Below are 16,253 nucleotides of genomic sequence, written 5' to 3'. Positions count from 1 at the left end.
GGAGGGCGACGAGCCGCGGGCACCCTCCGCTCGCCGCCCCGGGGTTCCGCCGAGGGTTCATCCCCTCAAGGTCCGCGCCCAGTCCTCCGGTACCCGCCCCGCGGGCCCGGGCGCCGGCTGCTCCACCGGATGGTTCGCCGGGGGCGCCAGTTCGGGTCCCGACTCGTAGAGCTGGGAGCTCTCGAAGTCCCAGAACCACTCCTCGCCCGGCTCGAAACTGCGGATCACCGGGTGTCCGGTGGCCTTGTAGTGCGCGGTGGCGTGCTTGGCGGGGGAGTCGTCGCAGCAGCCGATGTGCCCGCACTGCGCGCAGCGCCGCAGATGGAACCACCAGCCGCCCGCCTCCTCGCACTCCACGCAGCCGGTGCCGCTCGGCGGGACGCCGGGGTCGATACCGTCGCCGCTGCTCATGCGCTCTCCTCGGGTGTCTCGTCGGCCGCGGCCGTCAACGGAAGCAGGACCTGGAAGCGGGTGTCGCCGGGTTCGGACACCACCTGGAGCGTGCCGTGGTGTTTGTTCACGACGATCCGCCAGGAGATGTCCAGCCCGAGCCCGGTGCCCTCGCCCACCGGCTTGGTGGTGAAGAACGGGTCGAAGATGCGGTCGCGGATCTCCCGCGGCACACCCGGTCCGGTGTCCTTGAACTCCACCAGCAGCTGGTCTTTGTCCAGGGCCGTCCGCACGGTCAACGTGCCGTCCCCGCCGGTGTCGTTGATGGCGGAGACCGCGTTGTCGATCAGGTTGGTCCACACCTGGTTGAGCTCCGCCGGGTAGGCCGGGATCTTCGGCAGGGTCCGGTCGTAGTCCTTGACGACCTTGATCCGTTCGCCGATCTTCCCCGAGAGCATCAGCAGGGTGCTGTCGAGGAGTTCGTGGACGTCGGCGACCTGGTAGGGCGCCCGGTCCAGCTGCGAGTACTGCTTGGCGGCGTCGACGAGGTGCGAGATGCGGGCCGTGGAGTCGTTGATCTCGTCCATCAACAGCTCGGTCTCGACGGTGTAGTTGAGCCAGCCGATCGCGTTCGGCAGGATCTCCTCGTCGACGGCCGCCGCGACCTGCTCCAGCCAGTCCACGTCCAGTCCGGCCTGCACGAAGGTGGGCGCGAGCCGCCAGCCTTCCTGGATGCCGTGGTCGTCGAGCCAGTCGGCGAGGGCGTCCTCCCGGTCCGAGGCCTCCAGCGGGCTGAGCACCGGCGCCTTGGCGACGCGTTCGGCGGTGCGCTCCTGGATGTCGATCAGGTTCGCCATGTCCTCAGGCGTGTAGGCGCTCTGGGAGATCACGGCGAGCTTGTGCCGCATCTTGCCGACCCGCTCGCGCAGGGTCGCCGTGGCCCGTACCGCCGCGGCCGCGGGGTTGTTGAGCTCGTGCGTGAGACCGGCCGACAACGAGCCGAGCGCCAGCAGCCGTTCGCGCTGGCCGACGGCGCGCTGGGTGTTCTTCGAACCCCAGAACAGGCCCTCCAGCAGATGGACGGCCATCGGGAAGTTCTCCGCCATGAAGAGCGCGAACTTCTCCGCGGGCAGCACGAAGAAACGCGAGGGCTCCGTCACCCGCATGGAGTTGGCGTAGACCTGCCGCACCCGGTCGCCGAGGTAGGCCTGCATCGCGCCCGCGTAGGCGCCGCGCTGGGAGGTGCGGGTGACCTCCACGTCGTCGCCGCCGACCCGCCGCGACAGCACGACGGTGCCCTCGATCATCACGTAGAAGCAGGTGGCGGCATCGCCCTCGGTGTAGACGGGCCCCGGTTCGAACCCCTCCACCCGGCCCGCGCTGCACAGCTGCCCCAGCTGCTCGGGGGACAGCTTCTCGAACAGGAACAGCGATCCGATCTCCTGCGGGCTGCAGGGCAGTGCCCGCCCGCTCACGACTGCTCCAGGTACCGGTGGACGAGCATCACGGCCATGGCTCCCTCTCCGACGGCGGACGCGACGCGCTTCGCGGACTCGGCGCGCGCGTCGCCCGCCACGAACACGCCCGGGACGTTGGTCTCCAGGTGGTACGGCGGCCGGTCCAGTTCCCAGTCGGCCGGTGGCCGGCCGTCCGGGGTGAGGTCGGGTCCGGCCAGGATGAAGCCGTGCTCGTCGCGCAGGACCGTGCCGTCCAGCCAGCCGGTCAGCGGGGCCGCGCCGATGAACACGAACATCCACTGCGCGTCGACGAGTTCGGTCTCGCCGGTGTCGACGTCGCGCAGGGTGAGCTGTTCGAGGTGGTCGGTGCCGTGCGCGGTCTCGACGACCGTGCGGGCGCGCACCGAGATGTTCGGCGCCTCGTTGATCTGCTGGATGAGGTAGTGCGACATCGAGGCCGCCAGGTCCGGTCCGCGCACCAGCAGTGTCACCGACTTGGCGCGCTTGGACAGGTGCATCGCCGCCTGTCCGGCCGAGTTGGCGCCGCCGACGATGTACACGTCCTGTCCCTGGCAGGAGTCGGCCTCGGTCAGTGCCGAGCCGTAGAACACCCCGCATCCGGTGAGGTCGTCGCAGCCCGGCGCCGTCAGTTGCCGGTAGGAGACGCCGGTCGCGAGGATCACGCTGTGCGCGGCGACCGCGGAGCCGTCGGAGAACCGCACCGTGCGGGCGGCCCCGTTGACCTCCAGTCCGCTGACCTCGCGCGCGGTGAGGATCTCGGCGCCGAACTTCGAGGCCTGGCGTCGCGCCCGATCGGTGAGCTGCGCTCCCGACACGCCGTCGGGGAAGCCGAGATAGTTCTCGATCCGGGAGCTCTGCCCGGCCTGTCCGCCGGTGGCCGACCGCTCCACGAGAACGGTCCGCAGTCCCTCGGAGGCGCCGTACACCGCGGCACCGAGCCCGGCGGGGCCGCCGCCGATGACGACGAGGTCGTAGAAGTCGGCGGCCGGCGTCGTCGCGAGCCCCACCTGGGCCGCGAGTTCGGGGGCCTCCGGCTCCACCAGCGGTGTGCCGTCGGGCGTGATGACCAGCGGCAGCCGCTGCCCGTCCACTCCGGCGGCCGCCAGCAGCCGCCTGCCCTCCGGCTCGTCGGCGGAGTACCAGCGGTAGGGGACCTGGTTGCGGGCCAGGAACTCCCGGACGTCCGACGAGCGCGCCGACCAGCGGTGTCCCACCACCTTGGTGCTGGGCACCGGCCGGAAGTCACTGCACCGCCAGGCCTCCAGCAGGTCGTCCAGCACCGGGTAGAGCTTCTCCTCCGGCGGGTCCCACGGCTTGAGCAGGTAGTGGTCCAGGTCGACGACGTTGATCGCGTCGATCGCCGCGTTCGTGTCCGCGTAGGCGGTCAGCAGGACGCGGCGGGCGCCCGGATAGACGTCGAGGGCCTGTTCCAGGAACTCGATGCCGTTCATCTGCGGCATCCGGTAGTCGGCCAGGATGACGGCCACCAGGTCACCGCGCAGCTTCAGCTCGCGCAGCGCCTCGAGCGCGGACTCGCCGGACTCGGCGCGCACGATGCGGTACGACTCGCCGTAACGGCGCCGCAGATCACGGGCGACGGCTCGGGAGACTCCCGGGTCGTCGTCCACGGTCATGATCACGGTCCGTGCGGCGTCGGACGCCTGTGCCATACCTCTCCCACCCCGAGCGGATCGGACCGACGGTACGGCGGACGCCGTCCGAAGGAAGCGGTCGCCGCGTCGGCTTCCGCCCATCGTATGTTCGATCGTCCCGCTTCGCTCCGCCATGTGGCGGACGGCGGGACGATCAGCCGCGCCTCGGCCCCAGCACGCAGAACTCGTTGCCCTCGGGGTCGGCGAGCACCACCCACGGCTCGTCGCCCGTCTGCCCGACGTCGGCGTGCCGCGCGCCCAGCGCCAGCAGCCGGGCCACCTCGGCCTCCTGGTCCTCGGGACGGAAGTCGAGGTGGAGGCGGTTCTTGACGGTCTTCGGGTCGGTGGAGCGCCCGAACAGCAGCCCCGGCAGCCGGTCCATCGCGGGCCGGATCTCGTACTCGTCCGGCGACTCGTCGACCACGACCCAGCCCAGCGCCTCGGCCCACCAGCGGCCGAGGGCCACGGGATCGGCGGCGTCCACGATCACCTGTTCCCATTCCAAGATCACGGGCACAGTGTAGTGAAGACTGGCTCCGACCGACGTGAGCACGACACTGGGAGGCAACCGCATGACGCGTCCGATCACCGCCGGGGTCGACGGAACCGAGGAGAGCCTCGCCGCGCTGGAGTGGGCGGCCCGGGAGGCCGTCCGCCGGAACCTCGCCCTGCGGGTGGTGCAGGCCTGGCGGTTCCAGCCGTACGAGGCGATCGACGCCGGCGACCGGGAGACGCAGGCCGGATGGGTGAAGGGCGCGGTGGCCGACGCGGCCCGGGCCGTCGAGGCCCGGCACTCCGGCCTGGAGGTGATCACCGACGTGCTGGAGGGGGACACCGTCGACACGCTGGTCGGCGCCGGGTCGGAGGCCGAGATGCTGGTCCTCGGCTCACGCGGGCACGGGCCGGTCGTCGGCTTCCTCCTCGGCTCCGTGGGACAGCAGGTGATCGCCGAAACGAGACGGCCGGTGGTGCTGGTGCGCGCCGGGGACCAGCCCTCGGCCGAGGCGGCGGGGCGGGAGATCGTCGTCGGCCAGCAGGGGGACCCCGAGGACAGCGCCGACACGCTGCGGTTCGCCTTCGAGACGGCGCACGCCCGCGGGGCCTCGGTGCGCGCGGTGCGGGCCTGGACGCTGCCGCCGGTGTTCGCCTACAGCCCCGGTTCGATGCAGATCCTGGACCAGGCCGGCGGACTGGAGCCGTTCGAGAAGAAGGCCCTGTCGGCGGCTCTGCAGCCGTGGCGGGAGCGCTACCCGGACGTGGCCGTGGTGGAACACGTGGAGATGGGCAGCGCCGGGCAGGTGCTGCTGTCGGTGGCGGCGCGCGCCCAGCTGATGGTCGTCGGGCGCCGGGCGCACCGTACGGCCGTGGGCGCCCGGATCGGCTCGGTGGCGCACGGGGTGCTGCACCACGCGGAGTGCCCGGTGGCCGTCGTCCCGCACGCCTGACCTCACTCGGCGGTCGTGGGCTGCAGCGTCTCGCGGGCCTTGGGCAGGATGTTCGTGATGTAGTCCTCGACCGCCGTGTCCAGCCCGATGTCCTGCTGCGCCCGCTCGGACAGGTACCAGCGGTGCTCCAGCAGCTCGTGGTAGATCTCCGCCGCGTCCATGGAACCGCGCAGTTCGAGCGGCACGGCGCGCACGGTGGGCCGGAAGACGTCTCGCACCCAGCGGTGGGCCAGCACCTCGGGGCGGGCGGCGAGAGGGTCGCCCGGGGCGTAGTCGTCCTGGGTGGCCATCCAGCTCTCCAGGTCGTTCAGCAGCCGCCGGGCCTGGTTCTCCTCGGCGTCCAGGCCGGTCAGGCGCAGCAGCTGACGCTGGTGGTGGCCGGCGTCGACGACCTTGGGCACGAACGTGACCGTGTCGCCGTTCGAGGAGTGCTCGATCTGCATCTCGGCCACGTCGAAGCCGAGCTCGTTCAGCCGGCGGATCCGGCGCTCGATGTAGTGGTACTTGCCCGCCGGATACACGGAGGTGCGGGTCAGCTCCTCCCACAGCCCGCGGTAGCGGGCGCAGATCTCCATGCCGAACTCGATCGGGTCCACCGAGGGGTGCAGCGCGCCGGACGCCTCCAGGTCCAGCAGCTCGCCGCTGATGTTGACCCGGGCGAGGTCGAGGTCGTACTCGCGCTGCCCGGTGCTCAGCTGGGGGTGCAGGTCGCCGGTCTCGGCGTCGACGAGGTAGGCGGCGTAGGCGCCGGCGTCCCGGCGGAAGAGGGTGTTGGACAGGGAGCAGTCGCCCCAGGCGAAGCCCGCCAGGTGCAGACGGACCAGCAGCACGGCGAGGGCGTCCATGAGGCGGTGCATGGTGGCCGGGCGCATGGTCGTCTCGAACATCGAGCGGTACGGCTGGGAGCCGCGCAGGTGACGGGTGATCAGCACCGGCTCCAGCGGGTCGCCTTCGGTGTTGGTGCGGCCGGTGACCACGGCGAGCGGGTCGACCGAGGGGATGCCGAGCCGGTCCAGGTCGCGCAGCAGTTCGTACTCGCGCAGAGCGGGCCGTTCGGCGAGTTCCTTGACGGCGATCACCTCGTCCCCGGCCTGGGCGTAGCGCACCACGTGCCGGGAGATGCCGCGCGGCAGCGGCACGAGGTACCTTTCCGGCCACTCCTCCAGGGGCAGATGCCACGGCAGTTCCAGCAGGAGCGCGGGGTGCTCCGGGTTCGTCGCGCTGATCTGCAGTGCCATGGGTCGCCTGTCCTCGCCTCGCCGTGATCGTCACCTCACCTTAGAGCGCACGCTCCTTGGCCTGAAGTGCCGCTTCACGGATCGGACCGCGGTGCTCCGGACCGTGACCGGGCAACAGCAGATCGCCCTCCAGCCCGGCGATGACGTCGAGGGAGGCGACGGCCCGGGCGCGTTCGTGCTGGAACATGTCGGGCAGCAGATGGGGTCCGCTCAGACGCGAGGTGGGATGGGCGGTGGCGATCGCGTCACCGGCGATCACCACGCCGGCGTGCGGCAGGTGGAAGACCACGTGTCCGTCGGTGTGGCCGGGTGTGTGCACCGGGACCGGCCGGCCGGGCAGGTCCAGGGCGCCCGGCGCCGGGAACGCCTCGGGGGCGGCGACCGGGACGTCGGTCATGCCGCCGGAGCGCAGGGCGTGCAGCGCCCAGGGCAGCACACCGGGCCGCCAGCTGTTGCGGGCCACCTGGCCGACGGTCACCTGTTGCAGGAACTCCCGGCGGGCGTGCGGTACTTCGGCCGGGTGCAGGTAGACGGGCGTGCCGTAGGTGCAGCGCAGGTACTCGGCCGAGCCCAGGTGGTCGTTGTGGGCGTGGGTGACGAGCACCGCCGCGACCGCCTCCGGCGAGCCGCCCACCGCCGTGAGGGAGGCGAGGACCTGCTGCCGGTCGCCGAGGTAGCCGGTGTCGACCAGGATGAGTTCGTCGCCCTCGGTGAGGATGACCCAGTTGGTGTTGCTGCCGTGCACCAGATGAATGCCGTCGGCGACTTGCCGTACGTCTGCCCGCATGACCGCCCCACGTCCTCCGCTGCTGTCCGACGGGATCAGCAAAGCAGACCGGGGCGGGAGAGGAGGCGTCGGGTCCGCGCCAACCTGCGGAGGCGTCGGGTCCGCGCCAACCTGCGGAGGGCGTCGGGTCCGCGCCAACCTTCGGTACGGCTCGCTGCGGAGGAAGGGCGGCCTCCGGCACCGTCCGCCGGAGGCCGCCCCCGCGTGCGCCCGAAGCGGCCGCCTCTCCGCCTCAGCGCACGCCGTGCGGGCGGAACTGGACGCTGATCCGCGGCCCCGCGGCCCGTGTGCTCTTGGGGACGCAGTGCTCCCACGTCCGCTGGCAGGAGCCGCCCATCACGATCAGGTCGCCGTGCCCCAGCGGCCGCCGCACGGTCTCGCCCCCGCGCACCGGCCGCAGCAGCAGGTCACGCGGGGCGCCCACGGAGAGGATGGCCACCATGGTGTCCTGCCGCGCGCCCCGGCCGATCCGATCGCCGTGCCAGGCCACGCTGTCCCGCCCGTCGCGGTAGTAGCACAGGCCGGCCGTGGTGAACGGCTCGCCGAGCTCCTCGCCGTAGTGCGCGCTCAGGGCCGCGCGGGCCTCGTCCAGCACCGGGTGCGGCAGCGGGTCGTCCGCGCCGTAGAACGCCAGCAGCCGGGGAACGTCCACGACCTGGTCGTACATCTGGCGCCGCTCGGCCCGCCAGGGCACCTCGGCGGCCAGCCGTTCGAACAGCTCGTCCGAACCACTCAGCCACGCGGGCAGCACGTCGATCCAGGCGCCGGATCCGAGCCACGTCCGGCGCACCTCGTCGAGGGGACCGAGACGCAGCTGGTCGGTCTGGTCGAAGAGCGAGCCCTGGAGGTGCCTGGTCATGGATCCAGCGTACTCCAGATTCGAAAATATGTTCCCCTCGGATGTGTGCGCACGTCTTTCGATACATCTGTGTATCGGATACATTCCCGTATCGAACGGAGGCGGGCCATTGGAGACCGAGGAGACCGCGCGGCGCGTGACCAAGCGCCGGGTGCGCACTCGCGCGAACCTGCTCGACGCCGCGTTCCAGGTGTTCGCGGCCAAGGGCTTCGGGCGGGTCTCGATCGAGGAGGTCTGCGAGGCCGCCGGCTACAGCCGGGGCGCCTTCTACTCCAACTTCGACAGCCTGGACGAACTGTTCTTCGCCCTCTACCGGCAGCGCGCCGACCTGATCGCCGAGCAGGTCTCCGGCGCCCTCGCCCTGGACGGCCCCGACCTGGACGTGCCCGCCGCCGTGGACCGCGTCACCGAGGTGCTGCTCCTCGACCTCGACTGGCTCCTGGTGAAGACCGACTTCCTGGTGCACGCGGCCCGCGAGCCGAAGGTGGCCGAGACCCTGCTGGAGCACCGGGCGAGGCTGCGCGGCGCCATCGCGGACCGGCTCGCCCGCGCCCGGGGCTTCACCCCGCCCCCCGCCGTGCTCGGCGACATCGACGGCGCGGCGCACGCCGTGGTCGCCGCCTACGACGGAGTCACCACCCAGCTCCTGCTGGACAAGGACGTCGACCACGCCCGTGTCTGGCTCAAGCAACTGCTCACCGCCCTGCTGACCGACGGCAGCGGCAGCTCCCCACGAGCCCACTGAGAAAGGGAACGGTCGCCATGGATGCGGACGTCATCGTCGTCGGAGCGGGCCTCGCGGGCCTGGTCGCCGCGCACGAACTCACCAGCAAGGGGCGCCGCGTCGCCCTGGTCGACCAGGAGAACGCCGCCAACCTCGGCGGCCAGGCGTTCTGGTCCTTCGGCGGCCTCTTCCTCGTCGACTCCCCGGAGCAGCGCCGGCTGGGCATCAAGGACTCCTTCGACCTCGCCTGGAGCGACTGGCAGGGCAGCGCACGGTTCGACCGGGTGGCCGACGAGGACTCCTGGGCGGTGCGCTGGGCGCGCGCCTACGTCGAGTGGGCGGCGGGGGAGAAGCGGTCCTGGCTGGACGGGCACGGCATCAAGCTGCTGCCGACGGTCGGCTGGGCCGAGCGCGGCGACCTGCGCGCCGACGGGCACGGCAACTCCGTGCCCCGCTTCCACGTCAGCTGGGGCACCGGCACCGGTGTGGTCGAGCCCTTCGTGGACTCCGCCCGGCAGGCCGCCCGCGACGGGCTGCTCACCTTCCATCACCGCCACCAGGTCGACGAGCTCGTCGTCGAGGACGGCGCCGCCCGCGGAGTGCGCGGCACGGTGCTCGCCGAGGACCGCTCCGCCCGCGGCGTCGCCTCCAACCGCGACCGGATCGGCGACTTCGAACTCACCGCCCAGGCCGTCGTCGTCACCACCGGCGGCATCGGCGCCAACCACGACATCGTGCGCCGCTACTGGCCCGAGCGCCTGGGCACCCCGCCCACCGAGATGGTCACCGGCGTGCCCGCCTACGTCGACGGCCGCATGCTCGACATCAGCGCCGAGGCGGGCGTCCGCCTGGTCAACCGCGACCGCATGTGGCACTACACCGAGGGCCTGCGCAACTGGGACCCGATCTGGCCCGGTCACGGCATCCGCATCCTGCCCGGGCCGTCCTCGATGTGGTTCGACGCGCTCGGCCGCCGCCTGCCCGACCCGTGCCTGCCGGGCTACGACACCCTCAGCACCCTCAAGCACCTGCGCACCACCGAGGACCTCGCCGGCCACGACCACTCCTGGTTCGTGCTCACCCAGAAGATCATCGAGAAGGAGTTCGCGCTCTCCGGCTCCGAGCAGAACCCCGACATCACCGCCAAGGACCGGGCGGCCGTCCTGAGGAACCGCCTCGGCAAGGGCGTCCCGGGCCCGGTCGACGCCTTCCTGCGCAAGGGCGCCGACTTCGTGACCGCCCCGAACCTGGAGCAGCTGGTGGCGAAGATGAACGACCTGACGGACAAGCCGCTCCTCGACGCGGCCGAGCTGCGCCGCCAGATCGAGGCCCGCGACCTGCAACTGGCCAACTCCTACAGCAAGGACGCCCAGATCCAGGGCATCCGCAACGCCCGCCGCTACATCGGCGACCGCCTCGGCCGCGTCGCCACCCCGCACCGCATCCTCGACCCCGCCGCCGGGCCCCTGATCGGCGTCAAGCTGCACATCCTGACCCGCAAGACCCTCGGCGGCATCCAGACCGACCTCGACTCCCGCGCGATCGGCACCGACGGCACCCCCATCGACGGCCTGTACGCGGCCGGTGAGGTCGCCGGCTTCGGCGGCGGCGGGGTGCACGGCTACAACGCCCTGGAGGGCACCTTCCTCGGCGGCTGCCTCTTCTCCGGCCGGGCGGCCGGCCGGGCGGCGGCCGCGCAGTCGGCCTGACCGGCGAAGACGTCGTGGGCGGTCGGCGCTGGTGGCCGGCCGCCCACTCCCGTGTGAACAAGGCTTGGCGGCAAGGGGATTGACCCGCGCTCGCTCCTCTTGGTTGAGTGGCTCAGCCACTGAGCCACTGCACCGTGAGGAGACAGCCGTGGAGGCCTTGCCCCGCGAGACGATCGTGGACGTGCTCGAGGAGCGGCTGCGCGAGGACATCCTCGCCGGCCGGCATCCCGCGGGCAGCTATCTGCCACCGGAACGCCGGTTGGCCGACGGCTACGGCGTCACCCGCACCACCCTCAAGCACGCCTTCGGACGGCTCGTCCAGGCCGGGCTCCTGGAGACCCGGCACGGCGTCGGCACCAAGGTCCTCGACTACGCCCGGCAGGGCGGCGCGGACCTGCTGCCGATGCTCGTCCGGCACGACCCGAAGTGGCTCCACGAGATCTTCGAGGTTCGGCGCTCGATCGGCGCCCTGATCGCCGAGCGGGCCGCGACGCGGGCGACCCGCTCCCAACACGCCGAACTGGGGCGGCTGTTGGAAGCCGTACGGGAGGCGGGCGACGCCGGCGCCGTGCAGCTGGCCGACATCGAGGTGCACCGTGCCCTCGCCCGGGCGACCGGCAACCGCGTGTACGCGCTGCTGACCAACACCCTCTTCAAGGCGTATCTCCCCGTCCGGGCAGCGCTGCGCGGGCCCTTCACCGACGCCGAGGCCGCCCACCGGCGGCTCGTCCCGGTGGTGGACGCGGTGGTGTCCGGCGACGGCCGCCGGGCGCACGCCGCCGCCGACACCTATCTGCGGGACACCGAGCGGATCATGCTGGAGGGACTGGCGTGAGGGGCACCCGGTTCACGGAGACCATGCTCGGCACGGTCCGGCTCGACCCCGGCGGCCTCGTCCGCCGTATCCGCCTCGACCTGCGCGCCCGGGCCGAGGAGGTCCTGCGCCCGCACCGCACGGTCCGGGCCCGGGTCGACGGCCGCGTCCGCGTCGCCGGACTGGCCGACGACCCGGACGCCAGCGGCGAGTTGGAGATCTCCCCGATCGCCGGACGCCGCATCGCCTACCGGCTGTCGTTCACCGCGCAGGGCCGCCGCCTCACCCTGGACGGCTGGAAGTCGGTGACCGCGCGGCACCCGGTGCGGTCGATGACGGTCCTGCCCTTCTCGCTGTACGAGGACGGCGCACCGGTCGGACAGGGCACGCTCCGCTTCCCCCTCGCGACGGGCCTCGCGCCCTTCCTGCTCAGCTTCCGCTTTCCCCGGCACGAGGACGGCGACCGGTTCCTCGCCCCCCGCTGGGACGGCAGCCCGGGCCGCACCGAGGTCTGGTACACGACGCTGACCGACCCGGCCACCGGCACCGGTCTCTGGCTGCACCACGAACTGGTCGCGCCCACCGACGGATCCGCGCCGACGGCCCACGGCTGGGCGGCCGTCTTCCCGCCGGAGGGCAAGGTCACCCACGCCCGCTTCGGCCCCGTCCCCTGGAGCGGCCCCACGCACGGATTCACGGCCGGCGACGTCACGGCGGGCCCCGGCCGGCTCAGCGGCAGCGCCGGAGACCTCAGCTGGAACCTCACCGAACAGCCCGCGGCGGAGCCTCTGTTCACCTTCCCCCGCTGGTCCTGGCGGCGCCCCCTGCTCCCCGCCACCCACATGCTCCCGGCCGCCCGGGCCACCTACGACGGAACGTTCGCCACCCCGGACCGCACGCTCACCCTGCACGGCGCCCCCGGAGCCTCCGCCCGCATCAACGGCCACGGCAACGCCCGCCGTTGGGCCTGGCTGCACGCGGACCTGGGCGACGGCGGTGTGCTGGAAGTGGTCGCCGCCGTGTCGACCAGGCCCCTGCTGCGGCGGCTGCCCCCGCTGGTCTTCCTGCGCCTGCGACACCGGGGCCGCACCTGGCCGCGCCGGGCGGAGCGCTCCGCGGTGGGCCTGCTCGGAGTCGGACGCTTCCGCGCCGACATCGGTCTGCCCCGCTGGACGGTGAGCGGCCGCACGCTGCTGCGCCGCATCCGCGTCGACGTCACCCAGCCCGCCGAGCGCACTCTCGCGCTCGACTACCGTGACCCGGACGGAGCCCCGGCGGTGTGCCGCAACAGCGAGAGCGCCGACGCGACGATCCTGCTGGAACGCTTGTGGGGCCGCTGGCGCACCGAGGCCTCGTGGACACTGTCCGGGACCGCGCACGCCGAAGTGGGGGACCGGTGACGGCGCCCGGGCTGGTCGCCGCGCTGCTCGGCGACACCGGCGAGGAGGAGTGGCCGGCCCGTGTGCCCGGGAGGCTGGAGGCGTTCCTGTCCGCACTGCCCGCTCCCGTGCGCGGCGCGGTGCGCACGGGAGCCGGTGCTGTGGACGCCTACGCCGTGCTGCACAGCGGGCGCCGGCTGAACGCCCTGACACCGGACGAGCGGCAGGCGGTCCTCGACTCGCTCGCCGCCCGCCCCCGGCTCCTGCCGGTCCTCGACCTCCTGAAGGTCCCCGTCCTGCTCGCCGCGGCCACCGAACGCACCCCGGCTCCCCGGCCGTCCGCCGCCCCCGCCGACCCGCCCCTGGACTGCGTCCCGGCCGGGGAGTGGCCGACCCGCGCCCGGGCCGATGCCGTCGTGGTGGGATCGGGCGCGGGTGGAGCGGTCGCCGCCCGCGCCCTCGCGCGCGCCGGACTCGACGTCGTCGTCCTGGAGGAGGGCGAGCACCACACCACGGCGTCCTTCAGAACCCGCGCACCCCTGGAGCGCTTCACCGACCTGTACCGCGACGGCGGCGCGACCGCCGCCCTGGGCGACCCGCCCCTCCTGCTGCCCGTCGGACGGGCCGTCGGCGGCACCACCGTCGTCAACTCCGGTACCTGCTACCGCACTCCGGACCACGTCGTCGACCGCTGGAGCGGCCGCTACGGCTTCCACCTCGCCGACGGCCTGCCGGCCCGGCTCGACGAGGTCGAACGCACGCTGCGTGTGGCCACCCAGCCCCTCGACGTCCTCGGCGCCAACGGTCTGCTGGCACTCGCGGGAGCCGAACGGCTCGGCTGGCGGGCCGCACCGCTGCGCCGCAACGCCCCCGGCTGCAAGGGCTCCTGCCAGTGCGTGGTGGGGTGTCCCACCGGGGCGAAACAGAGCGTCCAGCTCTCCGTACTCCCCGACGCGTGCGCCGCGGGAGCCCGCATCGTCACCGGCGCGCGCGTGCTGCGGGTCCTCCTCGACCGCGACGGCCCGGGTGGGCCACGGGCGGCGGGTGTCCTGGCGCGCCGGGCCGACGGCAGCGAACTGGAGATCCTCAGCCCCCTGGTCGTCACGGCCGCCGGCGCCCTGCAGACCCCGGCGCTGCTGCGCCGCTCGGGCCTGGGCCGCCACCCCCGCCTGGGCCGCAACCTCAGCGTGCACCCCGCCACCAGTGTCGCGGGCCGCTTCGCCGAACCGGTCACTTCCTGGTCGGGCGTCCTGCAGAGCGTGGGCGTGGAGGAGCTGCACTCGCGAGGCATCCTGATCGAGGCGACCGCGAGCCCGCCCGGCATGAGCAGCTTCGTGCTGCCAGGCCTGGGCCGCCCCCTGCGCCGCGAACTGGAGGCCGCCGACCGGCTCGCGGTCCTCGGCGCCATGATCGCCGACCGGCCGTCGGGCCGGGTGCACGGCCGCGACCGGACGCTCGTCCGCTACCGCCTCGACCCCCGGGACGGCGCCCGGCTGATCGAGGCCGTGGGCGCCATGGGCCGGATCCTCTTCGCGGCCGGAGCCCAGGAGGTCCTCACCGGAATCCCGCGGGTGCCCCGTGTCCGCACGCCCACCGAACTGGACTCCGTGCTCGCCACCCTCACCCCGCGCGATCTGCACCTGTCGGCCTTCCACCCGACCGGCACGGTCGCCGCGGGCGGCGATCCGCAACGGGCCCCCGCCGACCCCGAAGGGCGGCTGAGGGGCGTGCACGGCGTCCTCGTGGTGGACGCCTCCGTGCTGCCGGGCTGCCCGGAGGTGAACCCGCAGCTGAGCATCATGGCGGCCGCGCTGGCCGTCACGGAGAACTACCTGGAACGGGAGCTGAGCACACGGACCAGCACGGCGGCGTGACTGTGCTCGGGGTCCTTGGCGGACGTCAGCAGCGTCACGGGCCCCTGCTCCGACAACTCCCGCACACGGTCGAGGAGTTCGGCCGCCTCAGGAGCCTCCAGCTCCGCCTCGTACCGGCTGCTGAACTCCTCGTAGGAGCCCTCTCCCGCGTGGTACCAGCGGCGCAGTTCGGTCGACGGGGTCAGGGCCTTGGGCCACTCGTCGACGTGCGCCGCGTCCTTGGACAGGCCACGCGGCCACAACCGGTCGACCAGGACACGCACGCCGTCGTCGGGCTCGGGCGGTTCGTAGACGCGGCGCAGGCGAACGCTCACTTCGGCCTCTTTCTCCGGCGGCGGGTGACGTCGAGCGTAGTCGGGGAGCGTCGGGTGACCCTGGGTGACTTGGCCGAAAGGAGGAGGAAAGCGGGTGGCCCGGCACCCTAGCCTGGGGCGGTTCTGTCACTCGCCACCCCCCAAGGAGCGCATGTGAGCCCATCCCGCCGACAGGCCGCCAGACGTACCACCATGGCCTTGACGGTCCCCGTCGCCGTCGCGGCCCTGCTCGCCGGAGCCGGAACGGCGGTCGCCGACACCGCCGGCACCTCCGGCGTCGGCGACCCGTACTTCCCGCTGGCCGGCAACGGCGGCTACCACGTCGAGCACTACGACCTGACGCTCCGTTACGACACCGCAAGCCGCCACCTGGTCGGCACCGCGGTCCTCACCGCCCGCGCCACCCAGCGCCTGTCGCGCTTCGACCTCGACTTCAAGGGACTGAAGGTCACCGGCCTGACGGTCGGCCGCGCCGCCGCCCGCTTCCGTCGCGACGGCCAGGAACTCGTCGTCACCCCACGCCGAACCCTCCGTCCGGGCCAGGAGTTCCGGGTGAAGGTCACCTACAGCGGCGTCCCCAAGAAGGTGACCGACCCCGACGGTTCGGCCGACGGCTGGATCGCCACCGACGACGGCGCCTTCGTCGCCGGGGAGCCGCAGGGCGCGATGACCTGGTTCCCGGCGAACAACCACCCCAAGGACAAGTCGGCTTACGACATCACGATCACCGTTCCCAAGGGCCGCACCGCCGTCTCCAACGGCCGGCTGCTGAGCCGGCGCACCGCGCACGGGCGCACCACCTTCCACTGGCGCCAGACCGAACCCATGGCCGCCTACCTGGCCACCGCGACGGTCGGCACGTTCAAGGTCGAGCAGTACACCACCCGCGACGGCCTCCACGTGTACAACGCGGTCGATCCGCGCGAGGCGGCCGCCGCCGCACCCGTGCTGAAGCAACTCCCGTCCGTCCTCGAGTGGGAGAGCAAGGTCTTCGGGCCCTACCCGTTCCGCGACGCGGGCTCGATCGTCGACAGGGCGCACGTCGGCTACGCCCTGGAGACCCAGTCACGGCCCCTGTACGACCAGGCACCCGACCTGGGCACCCTCGTCCACGAGAACGCCCACCAGTGGTTCGGCGACTCCGTCTCCCTGACCTCCTGGAAGGACATCTGGCTCAACGAGGGCTTCGCCACGTACGCCGAGTGGCTCTACAGCGAGCAGCACGGAGCCCCCACCGCCCAGAAGATCTTCGACACCCTCTACGCGCGCCCCGCGAGCGACGGCCTGTGGGCCTTCCCGCCCGGCGCCCCCGGCAGCGGCAAGAACATCTTCGGCACCCCCGTCTACGCCCGCGGCGCCATGGCCCTGCACGAACTGCGCCGGGCCGTGGGCGATCCGGTGTTCTTCCGCATCCTGCGCCACTGGGCCGCCCGGCACCGGGGCGGGCACGGCACGACGGAGCAGTTCGTGAACCTGGCCCGACAGGAGTCCGGCAAGGACCTGAACAGCCTGTTCCAGACCTGGCTCTATGCGCCGGGCAAGCCGAACAGGGCGTAGTTCCTGACCAGTTCCTTACATGTCTGCGTCAGG

General features: G+C 72.7%; 15 protein-coding genes. 7 read left to right on the top strand and 8 right to left on the bottom strand.

Annotation, left to right across the window (positions count from 1 at the left end; all coding sequences use genetic code 11):
- Positions 1 to 57 precede the first annotated feature (57 nt).
- The 4 genes from LN251_RS31405 to LN251_RS31390 all read right to left on the bottom strand — a co-directional run bounded on the left by LN251_RS31405 (position 58) and on the right by LN251_RS31390 (position 4,031).
- Complete coding sequence (locus LN251_RS31405; protein ID WP_362989952.1) at positions 58 to 411, bottom strand: UBP-type zinc finger domain-containing protein; 354 nt, start codon at positions 409 to 411, stop codon at positions 58 to 60.
- Entirely contained in the window at positions 408 to 1,865 is a 1,458-nt protein-coding gene (locus LN251_RS31400) for an ATP-binding protein (protein WP_458247536.1), read from the bottom strand. The genes LN251_RS31405 and LN251_RS31400 overlap by 4 nt, the downstream gene beginning before the upstream one ends.
- Complete coding sequence (locus LN251_RS31395) at positions 1,862 to 3,538, bottom strand: NAD(P)/FAD-dependent oxidoreductase (RefSeq protein ID WP_058927311.1); 1,677 nt, start codon at positions 3,536 to 3,538, stop codon at positions 1,862 to 1,864. The genes LN251_RS31400 and LN251_RS31395 overlap by 4 nt, the downstream gene beginning before the upstream one ends.
- 136 nt (positions 3,539 to 3,674) lie before the next feature.
- Positions 3,675 to 4,031 carry a VOC family protein gene (locus LN251_RS31390; RefSeq protein WP_458247535.1) on the bottom strand — a complete coding sequence of 119 codons (357 nt, stop codon included), beginning with the start codon at positions 4,029 to 4,031 and terminating at the stop codon, positions 3,675 to 3,677.
- Between the two features lie 61 nt (positions 4,032 to 4,092).
- Between LN251_RS31390 and LN251_RS31385 the strand changes: the two genes are divergently transcribed.
- The gene (locus tag LN251_RS31385; RefSeq protein ID WP_458247534.1) at positions 4,093 to 4,965 is read left to right on the top strand and encodes a universal stress protein; all 873 of its coding nucleotides are present in this window, start codon (positions 4,093 to 4,095) and stop codon (positions 4,963 to 4,965) included.
- Between the two features lie 2 nt (positions 4,966 to 4,967).
- Here the strand turns inward: LN251_RS31385 and LN251_RS31380 are convergent, their stop codons facing one another.
- From LN251_RS31380 to LN251_RS31370, 3 genes are all read right to left on the bottom strand, one after another.
- Positions 4,968 to 6,203, bottom strand: coding sequence for a DUF4032 domain-containing protein (locus LN251_RS31380; protein ID WP_458247533.1), 1,236 nt, complete (start codon positions 6,201 to 6,203; stop codon positions 4,968 to 4,970).
- Between the two features lie 40 nt (positions 6,204 to 6,243).
- Positions 6,244 to 6,990 (bottom strand): MBL fold metallo-hydrolase, encoded by a 747-nt coding sequence (locus LN251_RS31375; RefSeq protein WP_458247532.1) that lies wholly within the window; start codon positions 6,988 to 6,990, stop codon positions 6,244 to 6,246.
- A gap of 232 nt (positions 6,991 to 7,222) precedes the next feature.
- Positions 7,223 to 7,849 (bottom strand): alpha-ketoglutarate-dependent dioxygenase AlkB, encoded by a 627-nt coding sequence (locus LN251_RS31370; protein ID WP_458247531.1) that lies wholly within the window; start codon positions 7,847 to 7,849, stop codon positions 7,223 to 7,225.
- Positions 7,850 to 7,958: 109 nt separating this feature from the next.
- Between LN251_RS31370 and LN251_RS31365 the strand changes: the two genes are divergently transcribed.
- From LN251_RS31365 to LN251_RS31345, 5 genes are all read left to right on the top strand, one after another.
- Positions 7,959 to 8,594, top strand: a complete 636-nt coding sequence (locus LN251_RS31365) for a TetR/AcrR family transcriptional regulator (RefSeq protein WP_458247530.1) — start codon at positions 7,959 to 7,961, stop codon at positions 8,592 to 8,594.
- A gap of 17 nt (positions 8,595 to 8,611) precedes the next feature.
- The gene (locus tag LN251_RS31360; RefSeq protein WP_458247529.1) at positions 8,612 to 10,282 is read left to right on the top strand and encodes an FAD-binding dehydrogenase; all 1,671 of its coding nucleotides are present in this window, start codon (positions 8,612 to 8,614) and stop codon (positions 10,280 to 10,282) included.
- Positions 10,283 to 10,430: 148 nt separating this feature from the next.
- The gene (locus tag LN251_RS31355) at positions 10,431 to 11,117 is read left to right on the top strand and encodes a FadR/GntR family transcriptional regulator (RefSeq protein ID WP_458247528.1); all 687 of its coding nucleotides are present in this window, start codon (positions 10,431 to 10,433) and stop codon (positions 11,115 to 11,117) included.
- Entirely contained in the window at positions 11,114 to 12,496 is a 1,383-nt protein-coding gene (locus LN251_RS31350; protein ID WP_458247527.1) for a hypothetical protein, read from the top strand. Before LN251_RS31355 ends, LN251_RS31350 begins: the two co-directional genes overlap by 4 nt.
- A complete protein-coding gene (locus LN251_RS31345; protein WP_458247526.1) occupies positions 12,493 to 14,349 on the top strand; it encodes a GMC family oxidoreductase N-terminal domain-containing protein in 1,857 nt (618 codons plus the stop codon). The genes LN251_RS31350 and LN251_RS31345 overlap by 4 nt, the downstream gene beginning before the upstream one ends.
- Here the strand turns inward: LN251_RS31345 and LN251_RS31340 are convergent.
- Positions 14,304 to 14,663: a DUF488 domain-containing protein gene (locus tag LN251_RS31340; protein WP_458247525.1), complete on the bottom strand. Its 360-nt coding sequence runs from the start codon at positions 14,661 to 14,663 to the stop codon at positions 14,304 to 14,306. The genes LN251_RS31345 and LN251_RS31340 overlap by 46 nt on opposite strands.
- A 192-nt stretch (positions 14,664 to 14,855) precedes the next feature.
- On the opposite strand from LN251_RS31340, the gene LN251_RS31335 reads away from it, so the two are divergent.
- Positions 14,856 to 16,220, top strand: a complete 1,365-nt coding sequence (locus LN251_RS31335; RefSeq protein ID WP_458248202.1) for a M1 family metallopeptidase — start codon at positions 14,856 to 14,858, stop codon at positions 16,218 to 16,220.
- Positions 16,221 to 16,253 lie beyond the last annotated feature (33 nt).

The organism is Streptomyces sp. MAI_2237 (genome assembly GCF_054189285.1).
This window is presented reverse-complemented; position numbering and strand designations above follow the sequence as displayed.